The sequence below is a fragment of the Marinococcus halophilus genome, assembly GCF_002265875.1.
GTDB lineage: Bacteria > Bacillota > Bacilli > Bacillales > Marinococcaceae > Marinococcus > Marinococcus halophilus.
Map to the genome: position 1 here is coordinate 23,174 of NZ_NPFA01000006.1, position 15,988 is coordinate 39,161.

General features: G+C 47.2%; 14 protein-coding genes. 5 read left to right on the forward strand and 9 right to left on the reverse strand.

The genetic code is table 11. The features are described 5' to 3' along the window. Nucleotides 1-435: 435 nt before the first annotated feature. The gene (locus CHL76_RS07405) at nucleotides 436-642 is read right to left on the reverse strand and encodes a hypothetical protein (protein ID WP_079475366.1); all 207 of its coding nucleotides are present in this window, start codon (nucleotides 640-642) and stop codon (nucleotides 436-438) included. Between the two features lie 248 nt (nucleotides 643-890). Further along, nucleotides 891-1,154 carry a hypothetical protein gene (locus CHL76_RS07410; protein WP_079475365.1) on the reverse strand — a complete coding sequence of 88 codons (264 nt, stop codon included), beginning with the start codon at nucleotides 1,152-1,154 and terminating at the stop codon, nucleotides 891-893. Between the two features lie 213 nt (nucleotides 1,155-1,367). Here CHL76_RS07410 and CHL76_RS07415 point away from each other — a divergent pair, with 213 nt between their 5' ends. The 4 genes from CHL76_RS07415 (at nucleotide 1,368) to CHL76_RS07430 (ending at nucleotide 6,739) form a co-directional block, all read left to right on the forward strand. Beyond that, on the forward strand, nucleotides 1,368-2,492 hold the full coding sequence (locus CHL76_RS07415) for an NADH-dependent flavin oxidoreductase (RefSeq protein WP_079475364.1): 1,125 nt from the start codon (nucleotides 1,368-1,370) through the stop codon (nucleotides 2,490-2,492). Nucleotides 2,493-2,731: 239 nt separating this feature from the next. After that, nucleotides 2,732-3,898, forward strand: coding sequence for a hypothetical protein (locus CHL76_RS07420; RefSeq protein ID WP_079475363.1), 1,167 nt, complete (start codon nucleotides 2,732-2,734; stop codon nucleotides 3,896-3,898). Nucleotides 3,899-3,916: 18 nt separating this feature from the next. Next, a complete protein-coding gene (locus CHL76_RS07425; protein ID WP_079475362.1) occupies nucleotides 3,917-5,161 on the forward strand; it encodes a metal-dependent hydrolase family protein in 1,245 nt (414 codons plus the stop codon). 195 nt (nucleotides 5,162-5,356) lie between these two features. Continuing rightward, nucleotides 5,357-6,739, forward strand: a complete 1,383-nt coding sequence (locus tag CHL76_RS07430; RefSeq protein WP_233133267.1) for an acetamidase/formamidase family protein — start codon at nucleotides 5,357-5,359, stop codon at nucleotides 6,737-6,739. 271 nt (nucleotides 6,740-7,010) lie between these two features. Here the strand turns inward: CHL76_RS07430 and CHL76_RS07435 are convergent, their stop codons facing one another. The 3 genes from CHL76_RS07435 to CHL76_RS07445 form a co-directional block, all read right to left on the reverse strand. Further along, a complete protein-coding gene (locus CHL76_RS07435; RefSeq protein WP_079475360.1) occupies nucleotides 7,011-8,528 on the reverse strand; it encodes a succinate CoA transferase in 1,518 nt (505 codons plus the stop codon). Nucleotides 8,529-8,638: 110 nt separating this feature from the next. After that, nucleotides 8,639-9,289 carry a LytTR family DNA-binding domain-containing protein gene (locus CHL76_RS07440; RefSeq protein ID WP_079475359.1) on the reverse strand — a complete coding sequence of 217 codons (651 nt, stop codon included), beginning with the start codon at nucleotides 9,287-9,289 and terminating at the stop codon, nucleotides 8,639-8,641. 108 nt (nucleotides 9,290-9,397) lie between these two features. Continuing rightward, a complete protein-coding gene (locus CHL76_RS07445) occupies nucleotides 9,398-10,546 on the reverse strand; it encodes a M14 family metallopeptidase (protein WP_158219099.1) in 1,149 nt (382 codons plus the stop codon). 104 nt (nucleotides 10,547-10,650) lie between these two features. Here CHL76_RS07445 and CHL76_RS07450 point away from each other — a divergent pair, with 104 nt between their 5' ends. Continuing rightward, complete coding sequence (locus CHL76_RS07450; RefSeq protein ID WP_094908194.1) at nucleotides 10,651-11,277, forward strand: uracil-DNA glycosylase; 627 nt, start codon at nucleotides 10,651-10,653, stop codon at nucleotides 11,275-11,277. A 45-nt stretch (nucleotides 11,278-11,322) separates the two neighbouring features. Here CHL76_RS07450 and CHL76_RS07455 read toward each other — a convergent pair whose 3' ends face one another. The 4 genes from CHL76_RS07455 to CHL76_RS07470 form a co-directional block, all read right to left on the reverse strand. After that, nucleotides 11,323-11,922, reverse strand: a complete 600-nt coding sequence (locus CHL76_RS07455) for a short chain dehydrogenase (RefSeq protein WP_079475356.1) — start codon at nucleotides 11,920-11,922, stop codon at nucleotides 11,323-11,325. An 82-nt stretch (nucleotides 11,923-12,004) separates the two neighbouring features. Further along, nucleotides 12,005-13,444, reverse strand: a complete 1,440-nt coding sequence (locus tag CHL76_RS07460) for a glycoside hydrolase family 32 protein (RefSeq protein ID WP_079475355.1) — start codon at nucleotides 13,442-13,444, stop codon at nucleotides 12,005-12,007. A 10-nt stretch (nucleotides 13,445-13,454) separates the two neighbouring features. Continuing rightward, nucleotides 13,455-14,894 carry a sucrose-specific PTS transporter subunit IIBC gene (locus tag CHL76_RS07465; protein WP_094908195.1) on the reverse strand — a complete coding sequence of 480 codons (1,440 nt, stop codon included), beginning with the start codon at nucleotides 14,892-14,894 and terminating at the stop codon, nucleotides 13,455-13,457. Between the two features lie 207 nt (nucleotides 14,895-15,101). After that, entirely contained in the window at nucleotides 15,102-15,938 is an 837-nt protein-coding gene (locus CHL76_RS07470; RefSeq protein ID WP_079475353.1) for a PRD domain-containing protein, read from the reverse strand. Nucleotides 15,939-15,988: the final 50 nt, after the last annotated feature.

Consider the following 15,988-nt stretch of genomic DNA (forward strand, 5'->3'; position numbering starts at 1 on the left):
GCTTTGGTATAATAGGATTTATCGCCTGTTCACCTTCTGGCGAAATGTGTCAGAAGGGAGGTGAAAAAATAGTAGCAGAACTTTTATTAACGCACTTTCTTTTTCCTTTCGCATCTACCGTGTTAGGAATCGTATTTGCTGATATGTTGCTAAAGCTAATACGTAAGAAATGCAGGAACAGGCGATGAAAGCAACAAAAAGAGCCTGGATGTCACCAGCATCCAGGCTCTTCCTTTTGGTGAAAAAATGATAGAGAACTTTTATATGCTTATCTTATCATGGCATATACCTCATGTAAACGTTATATGCACTAAGGGCGAAAGACTTTGAAATAAGTAATAAGCAGTCAGGATAGTCTAAAGTTCTTTCAATCTTTTACTGATTTCAGTGAAGTATATCAAACCGTTATCAGAGACCTTCCTCTTAGGCTTTTATTTAGCAATAAAATTCATGGCCTTGGCGGAAAGAAGAAGTAATACATACCGATGCAGCCGCTGGAAAAATAATTAGATTAACAATATAACCCAGGATATACCATTCACCATTTCTAATACCTACTGCTATAAACACGATCGTAAGAATAATAAAAATACTTCCTACTACACGCTTCATTACTTTTTTCATCGTCTCTCTATCTTTCATAGTTCCCTCCTCAATTAGTTTTTTACAGGAAATGTCCAGGAAACCAAATCATAATTCCAGGGAACAGCCCCAGTCCTACACCATTTTCAGTGCGCCCGGTCCACTGGTGCCAAAACGCCTGTTCATTTATTAAGTTTTTCACTCCGTTGATCCATTAGCTGAAAAAAGATGGTCAGTATCCATATAACGATACCTGCACCGCTCATAACTTACAGCCTTCTCAGCCGCTCTCATGCCTAACCTTTCAGTTATGATATCAGATGAAACGAACTTATTAGGATGATAATTCCTGCTCCCAACAGTAACCGCCAATAAAATGTGGGAACCCCATCGGTCCATTCCAGCACTGCACGGGCAATGAGCTGAACTCCTACTCCGTAAAAAAGGAGAAGCAGCCCAACGCGGGTGTAGTCCAGGGCAAGCATAACAAGCACGGCGGCCATCAGCAGCACCCCCGAGGCTGCTAATGAATATAGCTTTGATTTCGATAACGTTGTTTGCTGAGTTTTCATTACCATTCTTCCTTTCACCCCTGATTAATAACAAATATTTCCTTTATTGGTATACCCTTAGGTTCAACTTTACATGTATTCGTTCGTATAAAAAGTAATATCATTCTCTTTACTCCCTCTGTTGAAAATTTTAACTGTATAACGCTAAGCAACATTTTCGCGAAGACCTTTTGGATCGTGCTATAGTTTGTTGGCAGAAGGAGGGCTTATGCAATGAATGAAAAATATACCCCACTATTTCAACCATTAACATTACCGAATGGTACAATATTGAGAAATCGCTTTGTGTTAGCGCCGTTAACCCATGTTTCCTCCAATGAGGATGGCACTATATCTGACCGCGAACTTCCATATATTGAAAAACGATCGGAGGATGTCGGCCTGGCTATTACGGCAGCAAGCAATGTGACAGCTTTAGGGAAAGCGTTCCCCGGACAGCCGTCCATCGCCAGAGACTCGGATATCGAAGGCCTGCGCCAGCAAGCTGCTGTCATGAAAAAGAACGGGGCAAAAGCCGTCGCCCAGATTCACCACGGCGGAGCCCAGTCTCTGCCTAAATTGACTCCCGGGGGCGATGTAGCCGCGCCAAGTGAAATTGAACTGGCAAGCTTTGGCGAGCCACAAAAGCACCAGGCTCGTCCTATTACAAAAGAAGAAATCGAAGAAACAATTCGGGCGTTCGGGGAAGCGACGAGACGTGCGGCCCAGGCAGGCTTTGACGGCGTGGAAATTCACGGGGCCAACCACTATCTCATTCAACAGTTTGTGTCTCCGTACTATAATCGCCGGGATGACGAGTGGGCCGACCCATTCAAGTTTCCACTGGCCGTTGTTGAGAAGGTAACCGCCGCAGCCAGAGAATATGGCGGCGACGATTTTATTGTAGGATACCGATTTTCCCCGGAAGAAGCCGAATCTCCAGGGATTACGATGGAGTTGACGAAGGAATTGATTGATAAGCTGGCTGATCAGCCGCTGGATTATTTCCATGTGTCCCTGATGGATATTCATTCCAAAACGCGGGAAGGTCCGTATTATGGACAGAAACGGATTCAACTGATCCATGATTGGATTGACGGCCGTGCTCCGCTAGTCGGCATCGGCTCCATTTTCACGGCAGATGATGCCTTGAGTGCTCTGGAGACGGGCACGGAATTGGTCTGCCTCGGACGGGAGCTGCTGCTCGATTATCAGTTTGTGCGAAAAATTCAGGAGGGTCGCGAGCACGAGATCAATGCCACCTTTGATCCAGACGAGCCGACGAAATATCATGTTCCAGAGCCGCTATGGCAGCAGCTTTATAACGGATTTTATCCACTGCCGAGAAACGACGGCTGATATCTTTGCGCCAGCTCACGATGCAACCGAGCTGAAGGAGAAGCAAAAACGCCTCCGGTATGACGTTAAAACGTCCATGCCGGAGGTGATTTTCTACTTCCCGAAACCTTATTTTAATAAGTAAGATATTTGAATATTTTGCTTTTTCCTTCTTTTAAGATAAATTTTTTGCTATTCTAGTTTCAATTCTCTAAAAATACTGAGAAAATTTTGTTGGGCTGAAACAGGGAGGGAAATGAGTGGAACCAATTTACGCTGCACTTATCATCGTTGCTATCATAGCTTTAGGAGAGCTGTGCTCGATTTCCACTAGAGCAAAAGTTCCAACGCTTTTGGTCGTGGTCTTCGGTATGCTCGTATTATTTCAAACTGGTATTATTCCTGAGAGCTTAGTGGAATCTTCTGTTTTCACTGCTTTTGGAAGTATGCTGGTTCCAGTACTTTTAGTGCATTTAGGCACAATGATCCCTCTAAAAGTTCTTTTTGCGCAGTATAAAGCGGTGTTGACTGCTTTAGTAGGAGTGGCTATTTCAGTCAGTATCATTTTGCTGATCGTCTCTTTCCTATTTAACTATAATAGTGCAGTAGCAGGTGCTGGACCGATTTCAGGAGGTATTTTTGCTTATATCATTACTCGCGACGGGCTTACTGAGGCAGGATTGACCTCTTTAGCAGCTATACCTGTCGTTATCTTTGCCCTCCAAAACCTTGTAGGCATGCCTTTAACGGCTATTTTATTAAGAAAATATGCTTTGTTGATTCGAGGTGAAAACCCAGCAGATACGGAAACAGCAGCTACCGTTCAGCACGATGAACAAACCGCATCTCCATTACTCTTCCCCGACAGATTGATGCAAAGCAGTTTTTTTCTATTATTTCTTCTGCTAATTGGTGGTTCTCTCGCCACTTTTCTTGGCAGTATCACTGGATTTATCAATAGTAGTATTTGGGGTCTTTTGATCGGTATTGCTGGAGCAGCACTCCGAATTTATCCAGACCATGCCCTGGATAAAGCTAATAGTTCAGGTATCACTATGATTGCATTAATATTTGTCGTTATTGGAAGCCTCGTTGGCATTACTTTTGAACAAATTATCGCATCTTTGGTCCCCGCATTAGTAATTATGGCTTTAGGTACAGTGGGGCTGACATTAGGAGGCTGGCTTGGGGGCAAATGGCTCGGATGGCACCCAACTAAATCAATTCCAGTAGCACTAACTGCGATGTATGGATTTCCTGGAGACTACTTAATCGTAGAAGAAGTAAGCAGGAGTGTTGGACGTACGGAAATTGAACGGAAAAGAATTATGGATGAGCTGGTGGCCCCTATGCTGATAGGTGGTTTCACCTCAGTCAGCATTGGCTCTATTATTATCGCAAGTATTCTAGTCGGTACACTCAATTAATCGAAAGGAAGAATAAAAATGGAAAATACGTTAATCAAAAATGGCACATTAATTGATGGGAAAGGTAATGACCCTATTACAAACGCTTCAGTATTAATACAGGATGACAAAATTCAAGCTATTGGGCCAGAGGCAGAGTTAAAAGCAGCGGATAATACCTCAGTGATCGATGCAGAAGGAAAATATGTACTACCCGGGTTTATAGACACTCATGTACATATGATGCTTGAAATGAAAAGCATGCAAAAAACGCTCACCACTCCTTTTTCATATCGCTTTTATGAAAGTGTTCATTACTTAGAAAGGACCATTCAAACGGGGATCACCTCGGTGCGAGACGCAGGTTTTGCAGACGCAGGATTAAAGCAGGCTGTTAATGATGAACTTGTTAAGGGGCCCCGAATGCAAATTAGCATTAATCCACTTACGATTACCGGCGGCCACGGCGATCATTGGATGAGATCAGGGGTGGACGCCTATCTCACCGGAGTTGATCATCCGGGCATGCCAAATGGCGTTTGCGACGGAACAGAAGAAGTAAGAAAAACGGTACGAAAAATGCTGCGGGCTGGGGCAGATGTTATTAAAGTACATGCTACGGGGGGTGTAACCAGTCCTACTGATCACCCAGAATTCACTCAATTCACCCAGGAAGAACTGGAAGTAATGGTGGAAGAAGCCAGCTTCCGTAAAGGTAAAAAGGTTATGGCTCATGCGCAAGGAAGTGAGGGAATTAAAAATGCTATTAGAGCAGGTATTCATTCCATTGAGCATGGGATTTTCTTAGATGACGAAGCCATCGAACTAATGATCAAGAATGGTACCTACCTGGTCCCGACACTGCTGGCACCTGTAGCTGTTTTAGAGGATGGAGAAAATGAAGGTAATATGAGTGAATATGCGATGGAAAAATCACGGGAAGTTATTGAACATCACAGAGAAAGTATTAAAAGAGCTTATGAAGCTGGAGTAACTATAGCCATGGGCACAGATGCCGGCGTTATGAAGCACGGGACGAATTTGCGCGAATTGGGATTAATGTGCGATATTGGCATGTCCCCTATGGATGCCCTTATCGCTACAACAAAAACAGCCGCTGAGTGTCTTGGATGGGGAGAATATACCGGCACAGTGGAAGAAGGGAAATGGGCTGACCTTGTAATTGTTGATAAAAACCCTCTGGAAGACATTCGCTTATTAGAAAACGAAAAAAATATTCTATTCGTCATGAAAGAAGGAAAAGTTTATAAATCAACCTTATAATTTGTTAATAGCGTCCACCACTGTGGGCGCCTTTTTTAAATTCAAAGCGATGTTAATACTCAATTTCCTTAGATAATATGTCGCATAATAGATTATTAAATACATAAAATCTTCCGTACATTTTCTTACATAAAATCCCTTTATGGTTATTTTTTTGATAAGGTAGTGGCTATATTGCTTTAAGGGGGAAATTAGTTGGAGAATGTAAAAAGAAAACTAGGGGTTTTGACTACCACAGGAATTTTAGCTGCCATGCCTGCCTTAGAAACAACTGCACATGCTGAGGAGACACCAGATTTTCCATTAAATGAAATTAATGCTGAAGAAGCAGAAGGCGAATATTATGTGCCTTCTTCAGTAGAAAATATTCATTGGGGGGATTTGCCTAACCGTGAAAGCCAGGCGGTTGAAAGTATTCAATCAGGCGAAACTGTCACTTTTGATACTGTGTCCCATGAAGGGATACTTGAAGATCAGGGAAGAGATCCAGTAGAATATTTCAGCCAGCATGGAATTGAGGAAGACCAAGTACTAGAAGAGGCTAAAGAAATAACAGCTTCAAATATTGAACACGACTTCGAAGATCATGGACCTCACGTGGTTACTGGCCCAGTTGAAGTAAAAGGAGCTGAACCGGGCGACGTATTAAAAGTAGAAGTTATGTCATTAACACCTAGAGTTCCCTACGGAGTCATCTCCAATCGTCATTATAAAGGAGCGCTCCCAGAAGAGTTTCCGGAGAATGAAGGCCCAGAGGAAGGAGCCAGCGCGGAAAACCCAGAACTGTACAATAACGTGTCAACATTCACTCCAATAGAACAACAAAATGGCGAGTGGATGGCAGAAATTCCAGGCGAAGACGTATACTTTCCTATTGATCCATTTATGGGCTTAATGGGAGTTGCTTCAGATACCGATGAGTATGTAAACTCTGTGCCCCCAAGTGAAACAGGCGGTAATATCGATATTAATGAACTCGGGGTCGGCTCTACTCTGTATCTCCCTGTAGAAGTGGCGGGAGCTATGTTTTATACCGGAGACCCTCACTTTGCTCAAGGAGATGGAGAAGTAGCTTTAACTGCTCTTGAAGGGTCCCTTAGAGGCACCTTTCGATTAACTGTGTTAGAAGATGGCGAAGAGAGCATTCCTGGAGAAAATGACACATTTGATCAACCATTTGGAGAAACAGATGATTATTGGATTCCTATTGGACTGGATGAAGATTTGGATGAAGCCATGAAAGAATCCACAAGAGAGTCTATCGATTTTCTATCTGAAGAACTTGGAATGGATAGAGCAAAAGCTTATGCTTATTTAAGTGCTGCCACAGATTATGAAGTTTCTCAAGTAGTAGACAAGACAAAAGGCATCCATGCGCTTATCCAAAAAGCCCACTTTGATGAAAAAATAAATCAAGATGAAATGCCGGCAGAAGAAACAGAACATACTGAATCGGAAGAAGAAGGCGGAGGCGAACTTCCTGATACTTCAACAAATACTATTCTATATATACTTTTAGGAACGTTGCTTGCCTTTGGAAGTGGTTTATGGCTATTCCAAAAGAAACGATCTGTTTAAAGACAAGAACCAGCAGAAATTAACCTTCTGCTGGTTCTTTAGGTGTTCGATGCTTTATATTCTGAAGGAGATAACCCCATAATTCCCATTGGGTAACACTCGCTTGTTAATCTTCCCTGAACTTTCCTGGCTCCAGAAACATTCAGCATAAATTCTGCTACGAGGATTTGACCCCTTCACCGCAAGGAGGAATAACTACGGTTTGGAGCCCCGCCCGTAATCTTCCGGGCCCACGTACATAAAACCGAGGTTTGGGCTCCATTTCCTGACTTTAGATTTTCATCGCTGCTTCCCGCATTGTCCCTTCCTTCTGCATCTGTACATGCCAGGTGAGGGCTTCTTCCAGAAGATGCGGTGTCTGGCCGCCGGCTTCCTCACAGGCGCGCTGAAAATAACTCCACAACTGCTCCTTATACAGCGGATGCACGCAGTGCTGAATAATTTCTGCAGCTCTCTCCCGCGGCGCAAGCCCCCGGAGGTCTGCATAGCCCTGCTCTGTCACTAGAATATCAACGTCGTGCTCCGTATGATCCACATGGGAGACAAACGGCACCACGCTGGAAATGTCACCGTTTTTGGCAATTGATTTAGTTACAAAAATGGCTGTGCGGGCGTTGCGGGCGAAGTCTCCGGAACCGCCAATGCCATTCATCATATTCGTGCCATTTACGTGAGTGGAATTAACGTTGCCGTAGATGTCTGCTTCGAGGGCCGTATTAATGGAAATCAGGCCGAGGCGCCGGATGATTTCCGGGTGATTGGATAGTTCCTGCGGACGCAGGACCAACTGATCCCGGTAGTCTTCAAGCTTTGGAAAAACTTTGTTCATTTTCTCCCCGGAAAGAGTAATCGAACAGCCTGACGCAAACCGGACTTTGCCGGCGTCCATCAAATCGAACACGGCGTCCTGGAGCACCTCGGAGTACACCTCCAGATTCGTGAATTCCGAATCCAATAGCCCGTGAAACACAGCGTTCGCTACTGTGCCGATGCCGGACTGCAGCGGAGGGAGCTCTTTTTCAGCATTTCCGTGAGCGTATTCATTTTTCAAGAAATCGATCAGGTGTCCGGCCATCGCCTTTGTTGTTTCATCCGGGCTTGTAACGGTCGACGGTGAATCCAGCTCCTTCGTGACGATAATCCCCTGGATTTTTTCCGGATTAACTGGAATGGCGGTAGTGCCAATACGGTCCTCTACGTCCCTTAACGGGATCGGCCCTCTTTCTCCCTGCCGGCCCATATGGTAGATGTCGTGCATCCCTTCCAGATCGGCAGGCTGGGCCATGTTCAGTTCCACAATAATCATATCAGCCTCTTCTGCAAAAACTGCCGAATTGCCTACCGAGGTGGAAGGCACGATCCATCCTTCTTCGGTGATTGCCACTGCTTCTATGATCGCTGCATCAATACGGTTGAGCGACCCGTTCCTTACACTTTCTGCCGTGTGGGACAGATGCTGGTCAATAAACGAAATATTTCCCTGGTTGATCTCTTCCCGCATCCGCTGGTCCACCTGAAAAGGTAATCGCTTACAAACAATGCCGGCATCAGTCATGATCTGGTCAGTATCCGAACCAAGCGAAGCCCCGGTATAAACGTCAAGACAGAACTCTTCCTGCTTCGCTTTTTCTACGAGAGCCCCGGGCATAGCTTTCACGTCTCCTGCTCGTGTAAAACCGCTCAGGCCCACAGTCATTCCGTCCTTGATCCATCCTGCTGCTGTTTCACTGTCCACGATGCGTTCCTTTAAACCGTTGTGCCGGAGCATCTGCTGGAGTTTATTGTTCACGGTAAACCCTCATTTCTTTTTGTACAGCGTAGCAGGATGTGTCATAAGATTCTTTCAATTATGCACAAACGACCGGTATTCATGAATAAACCAGCATATTTGCGGATGAATCAGAATTGCAGCCGCCACCGGAAGGTGCTCGCATACGTCTGGCCAACCGGCACCCGGGACCCTTCATCCATAATGAGCGTAAAGGTGGAATGCGAATCCGGCTGAATGTCCCGGATTTTGTTTAAATTCACGATAAATGAACGGTGGCAGCGGATGAATGTATCCTCCGGCAGCAGCCATTCCAGCTGATGCAGCGTGAATTTGTTTGTGCCCCTTCCTGCACTCGTCTGCATCCACGTTTTCCGTTCGTATGCTTCCATGTAAGAAACGTCGCTGTAGGGAACAGGTTTCCAGCCATTTTCATGCTCCATCGTTAATATTTTAAGCTCTTCCGGAGCTTCGCCGGGCACGGTAATTGCGGTCAGACAGCCGACAAGTTCATTTTTTTGAATAATTGGCACCGACGTTCCGTAGTAAGGGATACCGAAGACGTGTCTGCTCACGTGCCGGGACGTTTTCTTCTTGCTGGCCAAAGAATGGTAGCTGACCGTATCCTGTACCACCCTGTCGCCCGGGGTAATTGACAGGTCGACCGACCGGCTCGGCTTATAGTAAATGAACGCATCTGTACTTGCAGCAGCGAATGAGGTCTCCTTCGGGAATAATTCTTTAAAGCTGTCGATCAACGGCGCAATAGATGATTGATCCATACTTTTCCTCCTTTTGTTTAAAAATTCCCTTCTTATATTATACAGCCGGCTGCTGCCGCAAATGATTCTGTTTTCGAATACGCTGCATGCTCTACTTCTATGCCAAGGTTATTTTTTAACGATTTGCACGCCCGCTTCTTTTTCAAGCACAAGATTGAAACCGGCCTTGCCCTTCTTCAGCACGGCCTGTCTCCAGCTTTCCTCGGGCGGGTCGAACAGCTGATGAAATTCCTTCTGCAGCTCTTTAGCATCTTTTTCTTTCTTTGCTCCGTACCAGTAATACTGGTTTTCATGTACCACTATATCGAGCGCCCTCATCTGGTCAGGCAGCCGGTTGCCGATCGTGCCAAACTCGAGCAGACAGGAGAAGATGTACTTGTCCGGATGCTTCCGGCTATAGACGTCCTTCACGTATTCTGCATCCTCGCCTTTAATTTCCCGTACGTCTGTCTTTTGCACGTCGTTGACCTCCGGATGGCCGAACTGCTTTCGGAGCTGCTTTTCTTTCCTTGGATCTGAATGCGGCACCTGCAGCCACAGCTGTTCGGCAGGACCAAGTCCGGTATGAATATCAATATGGACGACCGTTTCATACTCCTTTACCCATTCATCCATGTGCGCCAGAAGCTTTTCCACCGGCTCTTCATGAGCTGCGCCACCGTAAAAAATACCGGTCGGATACTGATACTGTCCCATCGTTGCTGCTTTTTCCAACCCGGATACGCCGCGTTTAAACACCTTTGCCCCAAGTGCTCCCAAAAGATTTTTCCGCTGTTTTTTCCAGCTTTTCACTGGCCCCTCCGGCACAAAGTGCTTTTTTTCTTTTTCAAACCGTTCGTTCAATGAAGCAGGTACGCTGTTCCAGTCTTTGATAAAATTACGATTCAGGTCAACATTGTTTTCACTCACCCGCCGCCGGTTTTTCATTCCCCACGGATTTACCGCATGAACGAGCCGTAGGCCAGTCGTATTTGGATTCAGCTGCGTCAGATATTCATCGATAAACAGCTGCAGAAGCGCCGACCCTGCATATCCTTCAATTCCGTGTACGCCGGTGGTGACTACAATCAGCGTGTTTGAATGGTATTTGGCGTCCGCTGCAATAATATCGGTGGTGTTATTGTTTTCCGGTTTTCCAACAGCGTACTGGGTCAGCGAAGCCTCAGGCCAGACCGCCGCTACGTCGGTGCTTCTTTTCCGGAAGGCTCTTCTTGCTTCCTCGTAGGTCGGGAAAAAGTATTGATCTGACGGTTTCATATTGCTTCCTCCTTTATCAAAATTACTCTTACGCTCATTATTCCTCGCCATTTCGGGTACAAACCTATTAGCGGCAAAAAGAAACTACAAAAAGGATGATAATTATGCAGCTGCCTTCTTCTTTAGTACAACTAGCCAACGAACGGATTGAACCATTCGATTGTGAAGGGTTTCTGCCGGGCGCCGGGCCGGCCGATGCCACGATCATGTTTGTTGGGGAAGCCCCGGGCGAAACTGAAATTCACAATGGCATTCCCTTCAGCGGCAGAGCAGGAGTCATTTTCGACTCGTATCTCGACGATTTGAACATCAAACGAGAAGACATTTATGTCACCAGTGCCGTGCGCAGCCGCCCCTATAAATGGGGACAGACCAGGGCCGGTGTGCGCCGGAAATACAACCGGACCCCGAACCAGAAGGAAATCCTCGCCCACGCGCCCGTATTGGATTACGAAATAAACCGGGTGCAGCCGCAGTGGATCGTGCCGATGGGAAAAATCGCTTACTGGCGGCTTCTTGGGACCAGCCCCAGACTGGGTGACGTTACTGGCAGAATACAGACGCATCCGATCCGACAGTGGGAGGAAGCGAACGAAGCGTACATTTGGACTGCCAGAAACTATAATATTTTTCCGATTTACCACCCAGCCGCGATTTTGTATAACCGCAGCCTCGAGCAAACGATGAAGGAATACCTGAACACGCTCGCCGCCCATGCGCTTCATATCTAAAAAGCTCCGGAGTACAGACATTTGCCTGTGTTCCGGAGCTTTGCATTAATAGACTTCGTATGTCTGACCGGTCTGCTGCCCTTCGACACTTTTTTGATATGCCAGGGAAACCTTATCTCCCGGTACGGGATCGAAACCGCGGAAAAAGCTGCCAAGCTTATCTGCCGATTCGGCCAGCAGGTTCGGACTGATGTTGTTAATACGGATGTCTCTTGGCAGCTCAATGGCTGCAGAGGTGACAAAGCCTTTCACGGCGCCATTTGCCATCGCAGCGGAAGTCCCCTGAGGAATCGGGTCATCCATCATGATTCCGGATGTAAGCGTGAAGCTGCCGCCGTCATTTACATATGGAATACCGAGCAGCACCAGGTTAATCTGGCCCTTCATTTTACTGTTGATGGCCGTCTGGTTCTTTTCCGGAGTGAGCTCGGTGAGCGGAGCAAAACCGGCGCTCCCGGAGGCCGTAATAACTGCGTCCACACGGCCGGTGGATTCATACATTTGACGGATGCTTTCTTCATCTGTAATATCCACCTGCACGTCTCTTCCGTTTCTCCCGGCACAAAGAATATCGTGGTCATCCTTTAAGCGTTCATATACCGCACTTCCGATCGTACCTGAAGCTCCAACTAATAATATGCGCATGAAAATCTTCCTTTCTGTTTGCAAAATTCTCTACGCTGTATTGTTCCTCTTTTTTCCGGCTTACAAACACCAGCACGTTCCATCATGTCCATTGCAGAGAATAAAGCTCCCACGCATCGACATGAAAAACAGCCGGCTGTTCTGCTGAAAATTGAAGCTCTCCTTCTTCCTGCTCCGGAAACAGGCGGGAGGTAGAAACGTATTCCCCGTCATTTACGAAAACTTCTACAGAAGAGCAGTCAAACAGGCAGCGAAGCGAACGCACACCGTTTACCCGACTGGTTCGGCGCACCGACCCGCCAGTGACCAGATCCGGCCGTTCAAAGGTAAGCGTCTGATCATCGGCGTCATAGGAAATATGAAAATAACGGCGCCAGGAGACGGTCCAGCTTTTATCTTTCTCCACTTCCAGATAAATTTCTGCTACTGGGGCATCCCACGACTGCCATACCAACGCCTCATCATTTACAGCAACGACCGCCGAGGCGTTCCTCCCGCGCAGCTGCCGGCACTCTTCAATCGGCTGCTGGTACAGATGTCCGTTTTGCATCGTCAGCTCCCGGGGGACCGTCAGACAGTGAACCCAGCCATCGGCAATCGTCGGATGCACCTGTTCCTGCTGGTCCGGGACGCCCATCCAGCCAATCAGCAGACGCCGGCCCTGCTCATCCAGAAACGACTGCGGGGCGTAAAATTCAAAGCCCAGGTCAATTTCACGAAACTCCCCGTGGGAAAATGTGCCCGTTTCCGGGGCGAATTCACCGGTAAAAATGCCGGTCTGATACTGATTCTGGTACCGGTACGCTTCTGCTTCAAGGCCCTGTGGAGACACAAGCAGCACCCGGGAGCCACCCAGCTCGAAAAAGTCCGGGCATTCCCACATATAGCCAAAGGAAGCACTCAGCGTAGCGTCCTTTCCGGCTAGCGGCCCGAGAAACTCCCATTCCCGCAGGTCCCTCGAGCGGTAAAGCAGTACCTGTCCTTCCAGGTCAAGACGCTGGGCACCGATTACAAGCCACCACACTCCGGCTTCAAACCATACTTTTGGATCGCGGACGTGAGCGGTATAGCCTTCCGGCTGATAAATCACCGGACCGTGCTTTTCAAACTCCACTCCGTCGCTTGAAACCGCAAGACACTGGTAGCTCGTCCGGTTCCCGTGTTCATCCTTGACGTTTCCGGTATAAAACAAGTATAGAAAACCCTCATGTGCTACCGCGCTGCCGGAATAGCAGCCGTTTTTTTCAAAATCATACACCGGTGCGAGCGCTGGGGGCAGAAGCTCCCAATGAACCCAATCCCGGCTCACCGCGTGTCCCCACCATTTGCTGCCGTGACCGGTATGAAACGGCATCCACTGGTAAAACACATGATTCACTCCCTGCCACTGCACAAGTCCATTCGGATCATTCATTAAGCCTGCTGGAGGCATCAGGTGAAACTGCTGTCGAAAGGGACCTGCCGCTTCGACCGTTTGCACTATTTGGTCTGCTTCTTTTCGAAGAGCGTGCTCCTCTTTCATTGCTTCCTCCCTATACAGCTTTTTCTTCACTGTCTTTTTCTGTTTTTGTCTCTTCTTTCTTCGGCTGCTGTTCTTCTTCCTGCCAGCCGAGCAGCCACGCTGCTGTAAACGCGCCGCCCACAGCAACCAATATACCGATGGCATAGTTAATTGGGTCATTTGCGATCGCAAACATTGGAAGCCCGGTCACCCCGATACCGTTTGCTGTAACGTTTGTAATCGTCACGTACGCACCACCAAGAGCGCCACCAATTGCAGCACCGATAAACGGACGGCGGTAGCGGAGGTTAACCCCGAAGATGACCGGCTCCGTGATGCCCAGAAAGGCCGCGAATGCTGACGGACCAGCAATTTCCTTCATTTTTTTGCTCTTCGTCTTCACCCATACGGCAAGACCGGCTCCGCCTTGGGCGACGTTAGCCATTGCCCATATAGGGAGGAGGTAGTTAAAGCCGACCTGGCCGAGAATTTCTGCTTCGATCGCGTGAAAGCTGTGGTGCACGCCGGTTAAAACGATGAGCGAATACAGGCCGCCAAACACGAGACCGGCAAAACCGGCACCAGAATCATATAAAAACGACAGCGACGTGGTTACACCTTCACCGAGCAGACGGCCAATCGGACCGACGACCATCAATGCTACAAAGCCGGTGGTCATGATTGTTAAAAAAGGTGTCACAAGCAGGTCGACCATATTCGGAACAACCTTGCGGAACAGCCTTTCGAGCCAGCACATCACGTACACCGTCAGGAGCACTGGTATAACCGTTCCCTGATAGCCAAGCAGCTCGATATTCATGCCCGCAAAATTGAGCATTTCCGGCTCGACGCCGCCTTCCTGAAGTCCCCACGGATTCAAAAGAGTTGGGTGGGTCATAATCCCGCCGACCACAGCTCCTAAATACGTATTCCCGCCGAATTCACGTGCAGCGCTGTAGCCGATCAAAATCGGTAGAATAATAAAGGCAGCTGAGGAAAACATATCAAGCAGAATGTATAGGGAACTGTCTCCATCCGCCCACCCGAATCGGTTCATAAGATTTAAAAGGCCCATCAGCATGCCAGCGGCGACAATCGCCGGAATAATTGGTACAAAAATATTGGAAAGTACTTTCGCAAATCGTGAGACCGGATTCATTTTCTTTTTTACAGCTTCATTATGATCCATTTGCTTTTGTTTATGCTCTGCGGACTCGTCATCAAGGCCAATTTCTTCGGCAAATGGCTGAAATACCTTATTAACCGTGCCGGTCCCAAAGATAATCTGAAATTGGCCGGAGCTTGAAAAGGCTCCTTTTACGCCCTCCAGATCTTCAATTTCCTGCTTATTGATTTTGCTCTCATCGTCAATAACCAGCCGGAGCCTCGTGGCGCAGTGGCTGGCACTGATAATATTATCTTTTCCGCCAAGGAGCGGTACCAGTTCTTTTGCTATTTGTTTATGATCCATCAGGAAACTCCCTCCGCTAAACTAACGGAAGCTGTTTTTAGACATAAAAAAGACCCAAAACGAGAAGGGTCAACGTGTGCCTAGGATACACGTGTCCTGTTCTCATTTTGGGTCTTGCCTGCCCGTAGCAGTAACAACTCCCGATATGTGTAATGTACAGAAAGTATACAAAAAGAAAAGATTCATGTCAACGCTTTCTTTTCATTTCTATGAAATCGACTGGTTCGATAAAATTCGCTGAATATGAAGCGCAATATAGCCGATTTCCGGCAGAGGAAACGGCAGTCCCGCCTCTTGTTTAACGTAATCAGCCAGCTCGTATGCAACAGCATAGGCTTTTTCATATTTCGTCTGGATCAGCTCGAGCATTTCGGGATCCATATCATCAAACACTTTGCCGTCCTCTGCTCTTGAGAGTGCGAAGTTTAAATGAACGACGAGCCGGTGATACGACATACCCCGGTCCGCAAGCTCGAGTCCGGCACGGTCTTCTACAATTTGAATCAGCTCCTGGATCAGTGAGGTTCTGTGCATCGTCTCCTCCATCGATCCGGTCTGCAGCTTCGCCGTATGCAGATGCAGCGCAATGTGCCCTGCTTCATCCTCCGGCAGCTCGACTCCCAGATCTTTTTTGATCTTCTGAATGGCCCAGACACCGATGCTGTATTCTTCCTGATAAAGAGCCTTAATTTCATGGAGGAGCTTATTTTCTATGGTAAACCCTTGCTTAATACGCTCGAGTGCAAACGCCAGGTGATCAATGATGGAAATATGAATATGGTCACTGAGCGGCAGATGCATTACCCCTTCCGCGTAGCTGATAATTTCTTCCCCAACTTCAATAACTTCAATTGGCAGAGTCTTCAAAAGCTGCTCAAATTTTGGTGTCTCTTCTTCCATACTGAAAATCTTTTCAATCTTCTTTTGATTAACGGGATCATTTTTGCCTTTTTGAAATCCAATCCCCGGACCGAAAATGATCTTCTCCCGGTCACCGTGATGGACGACTACCGCATTGTTGTTCAGTACACGCAGGATCTTCATGCACCGGCCTCCTTTCCTTCGATACTATATCACCCTCCGGCCGAGATTTC

What these genes read in the sequence shown, in the direction of transcription:
- CHL76_RS07405 (WP_079475366.1), bottom strand. Translation starts at nt 642, where the DNA reads ATGAAAGATAGAGAGACGATGAAAAAAGTAATGAAGCGTGTAGTAGGA.
- CHL76_RS07410 (WP_079475365.1), bottom strand. Translation starts at nt 1,154, where the DNA reads ATGAAAACTCAGCAAACAACGTTATCGAAATCAAAGCTATATTCATTA.
- CHL76_RS07415 (WP_079475364.1), top strand. Translation starts at nt 1,368, where the DNA reads ATGAATGAAAAATATACCCCACTATTTCAACCATTAACATTACCGAAT.
- CHL76_RS07425 (WP_079475362.1), top strand. Translation starts at nt 3,917, where the DNA reads ATGGAAAATACGTTAATCAAAAATGGCACATTAATTGATGGGAAAGGT.
- CHL76_RS07440 (WP_079475359.1), bottom strand. Translation starts at nt 9,289, where the DNA reads ATGGATCAATCATCTATTGCGCCGTTGATCGACAGCTTTAAAGAATTA.
- CHL76_RS07445 (WP_158219099.1), bottom strand. Translation starts at nt 10,546, where the DNA reads ATGAAACCGTCAGATCAATACTTTTTCCCGACCTACGAGGAAGCAAGA.
- CHL76_RS07450 (WP_094908194.1), top strand. Translation starts at nt 10,651, where the DNA reads ATGCAGCTGCCTTCTTCTTTAGTACAACTAGCCAACGAACGGATTGAA.
- CHL76_RS07455 (WP_079475356.1), bottom strand. Translation starts at nt 11,922, where the DNA reads ATGCGCATATTATTAGTTGGAGCTTCAGGTACGATCGGAAGTGCGGTA.
- CHL76_RS07460 (WP_079475355.1), bottom strand. Translation starts at nt 13,444, where the DNA reads ATGAAAGAGGAGCACGCTCTTCGAAAAGAAGCAGACCAAATAGTGCAA.
- CHL76_RS07465 (WP_094908195.1), bottom strand. Translation starts at nt 14,894, where the DNA reads ATGGATCATAAACAAATAGCAAAAGAACTGGTACCGCTCCTTGGCGGA.
- CHL76_RS07470 (WP_079475353.1), bottom strand. Translation starts at nt 15,938, where the DNA reads ATGAAGATCCTGCGTGTACTGAACAACAATGCGGTAGTCGTCCATCAC.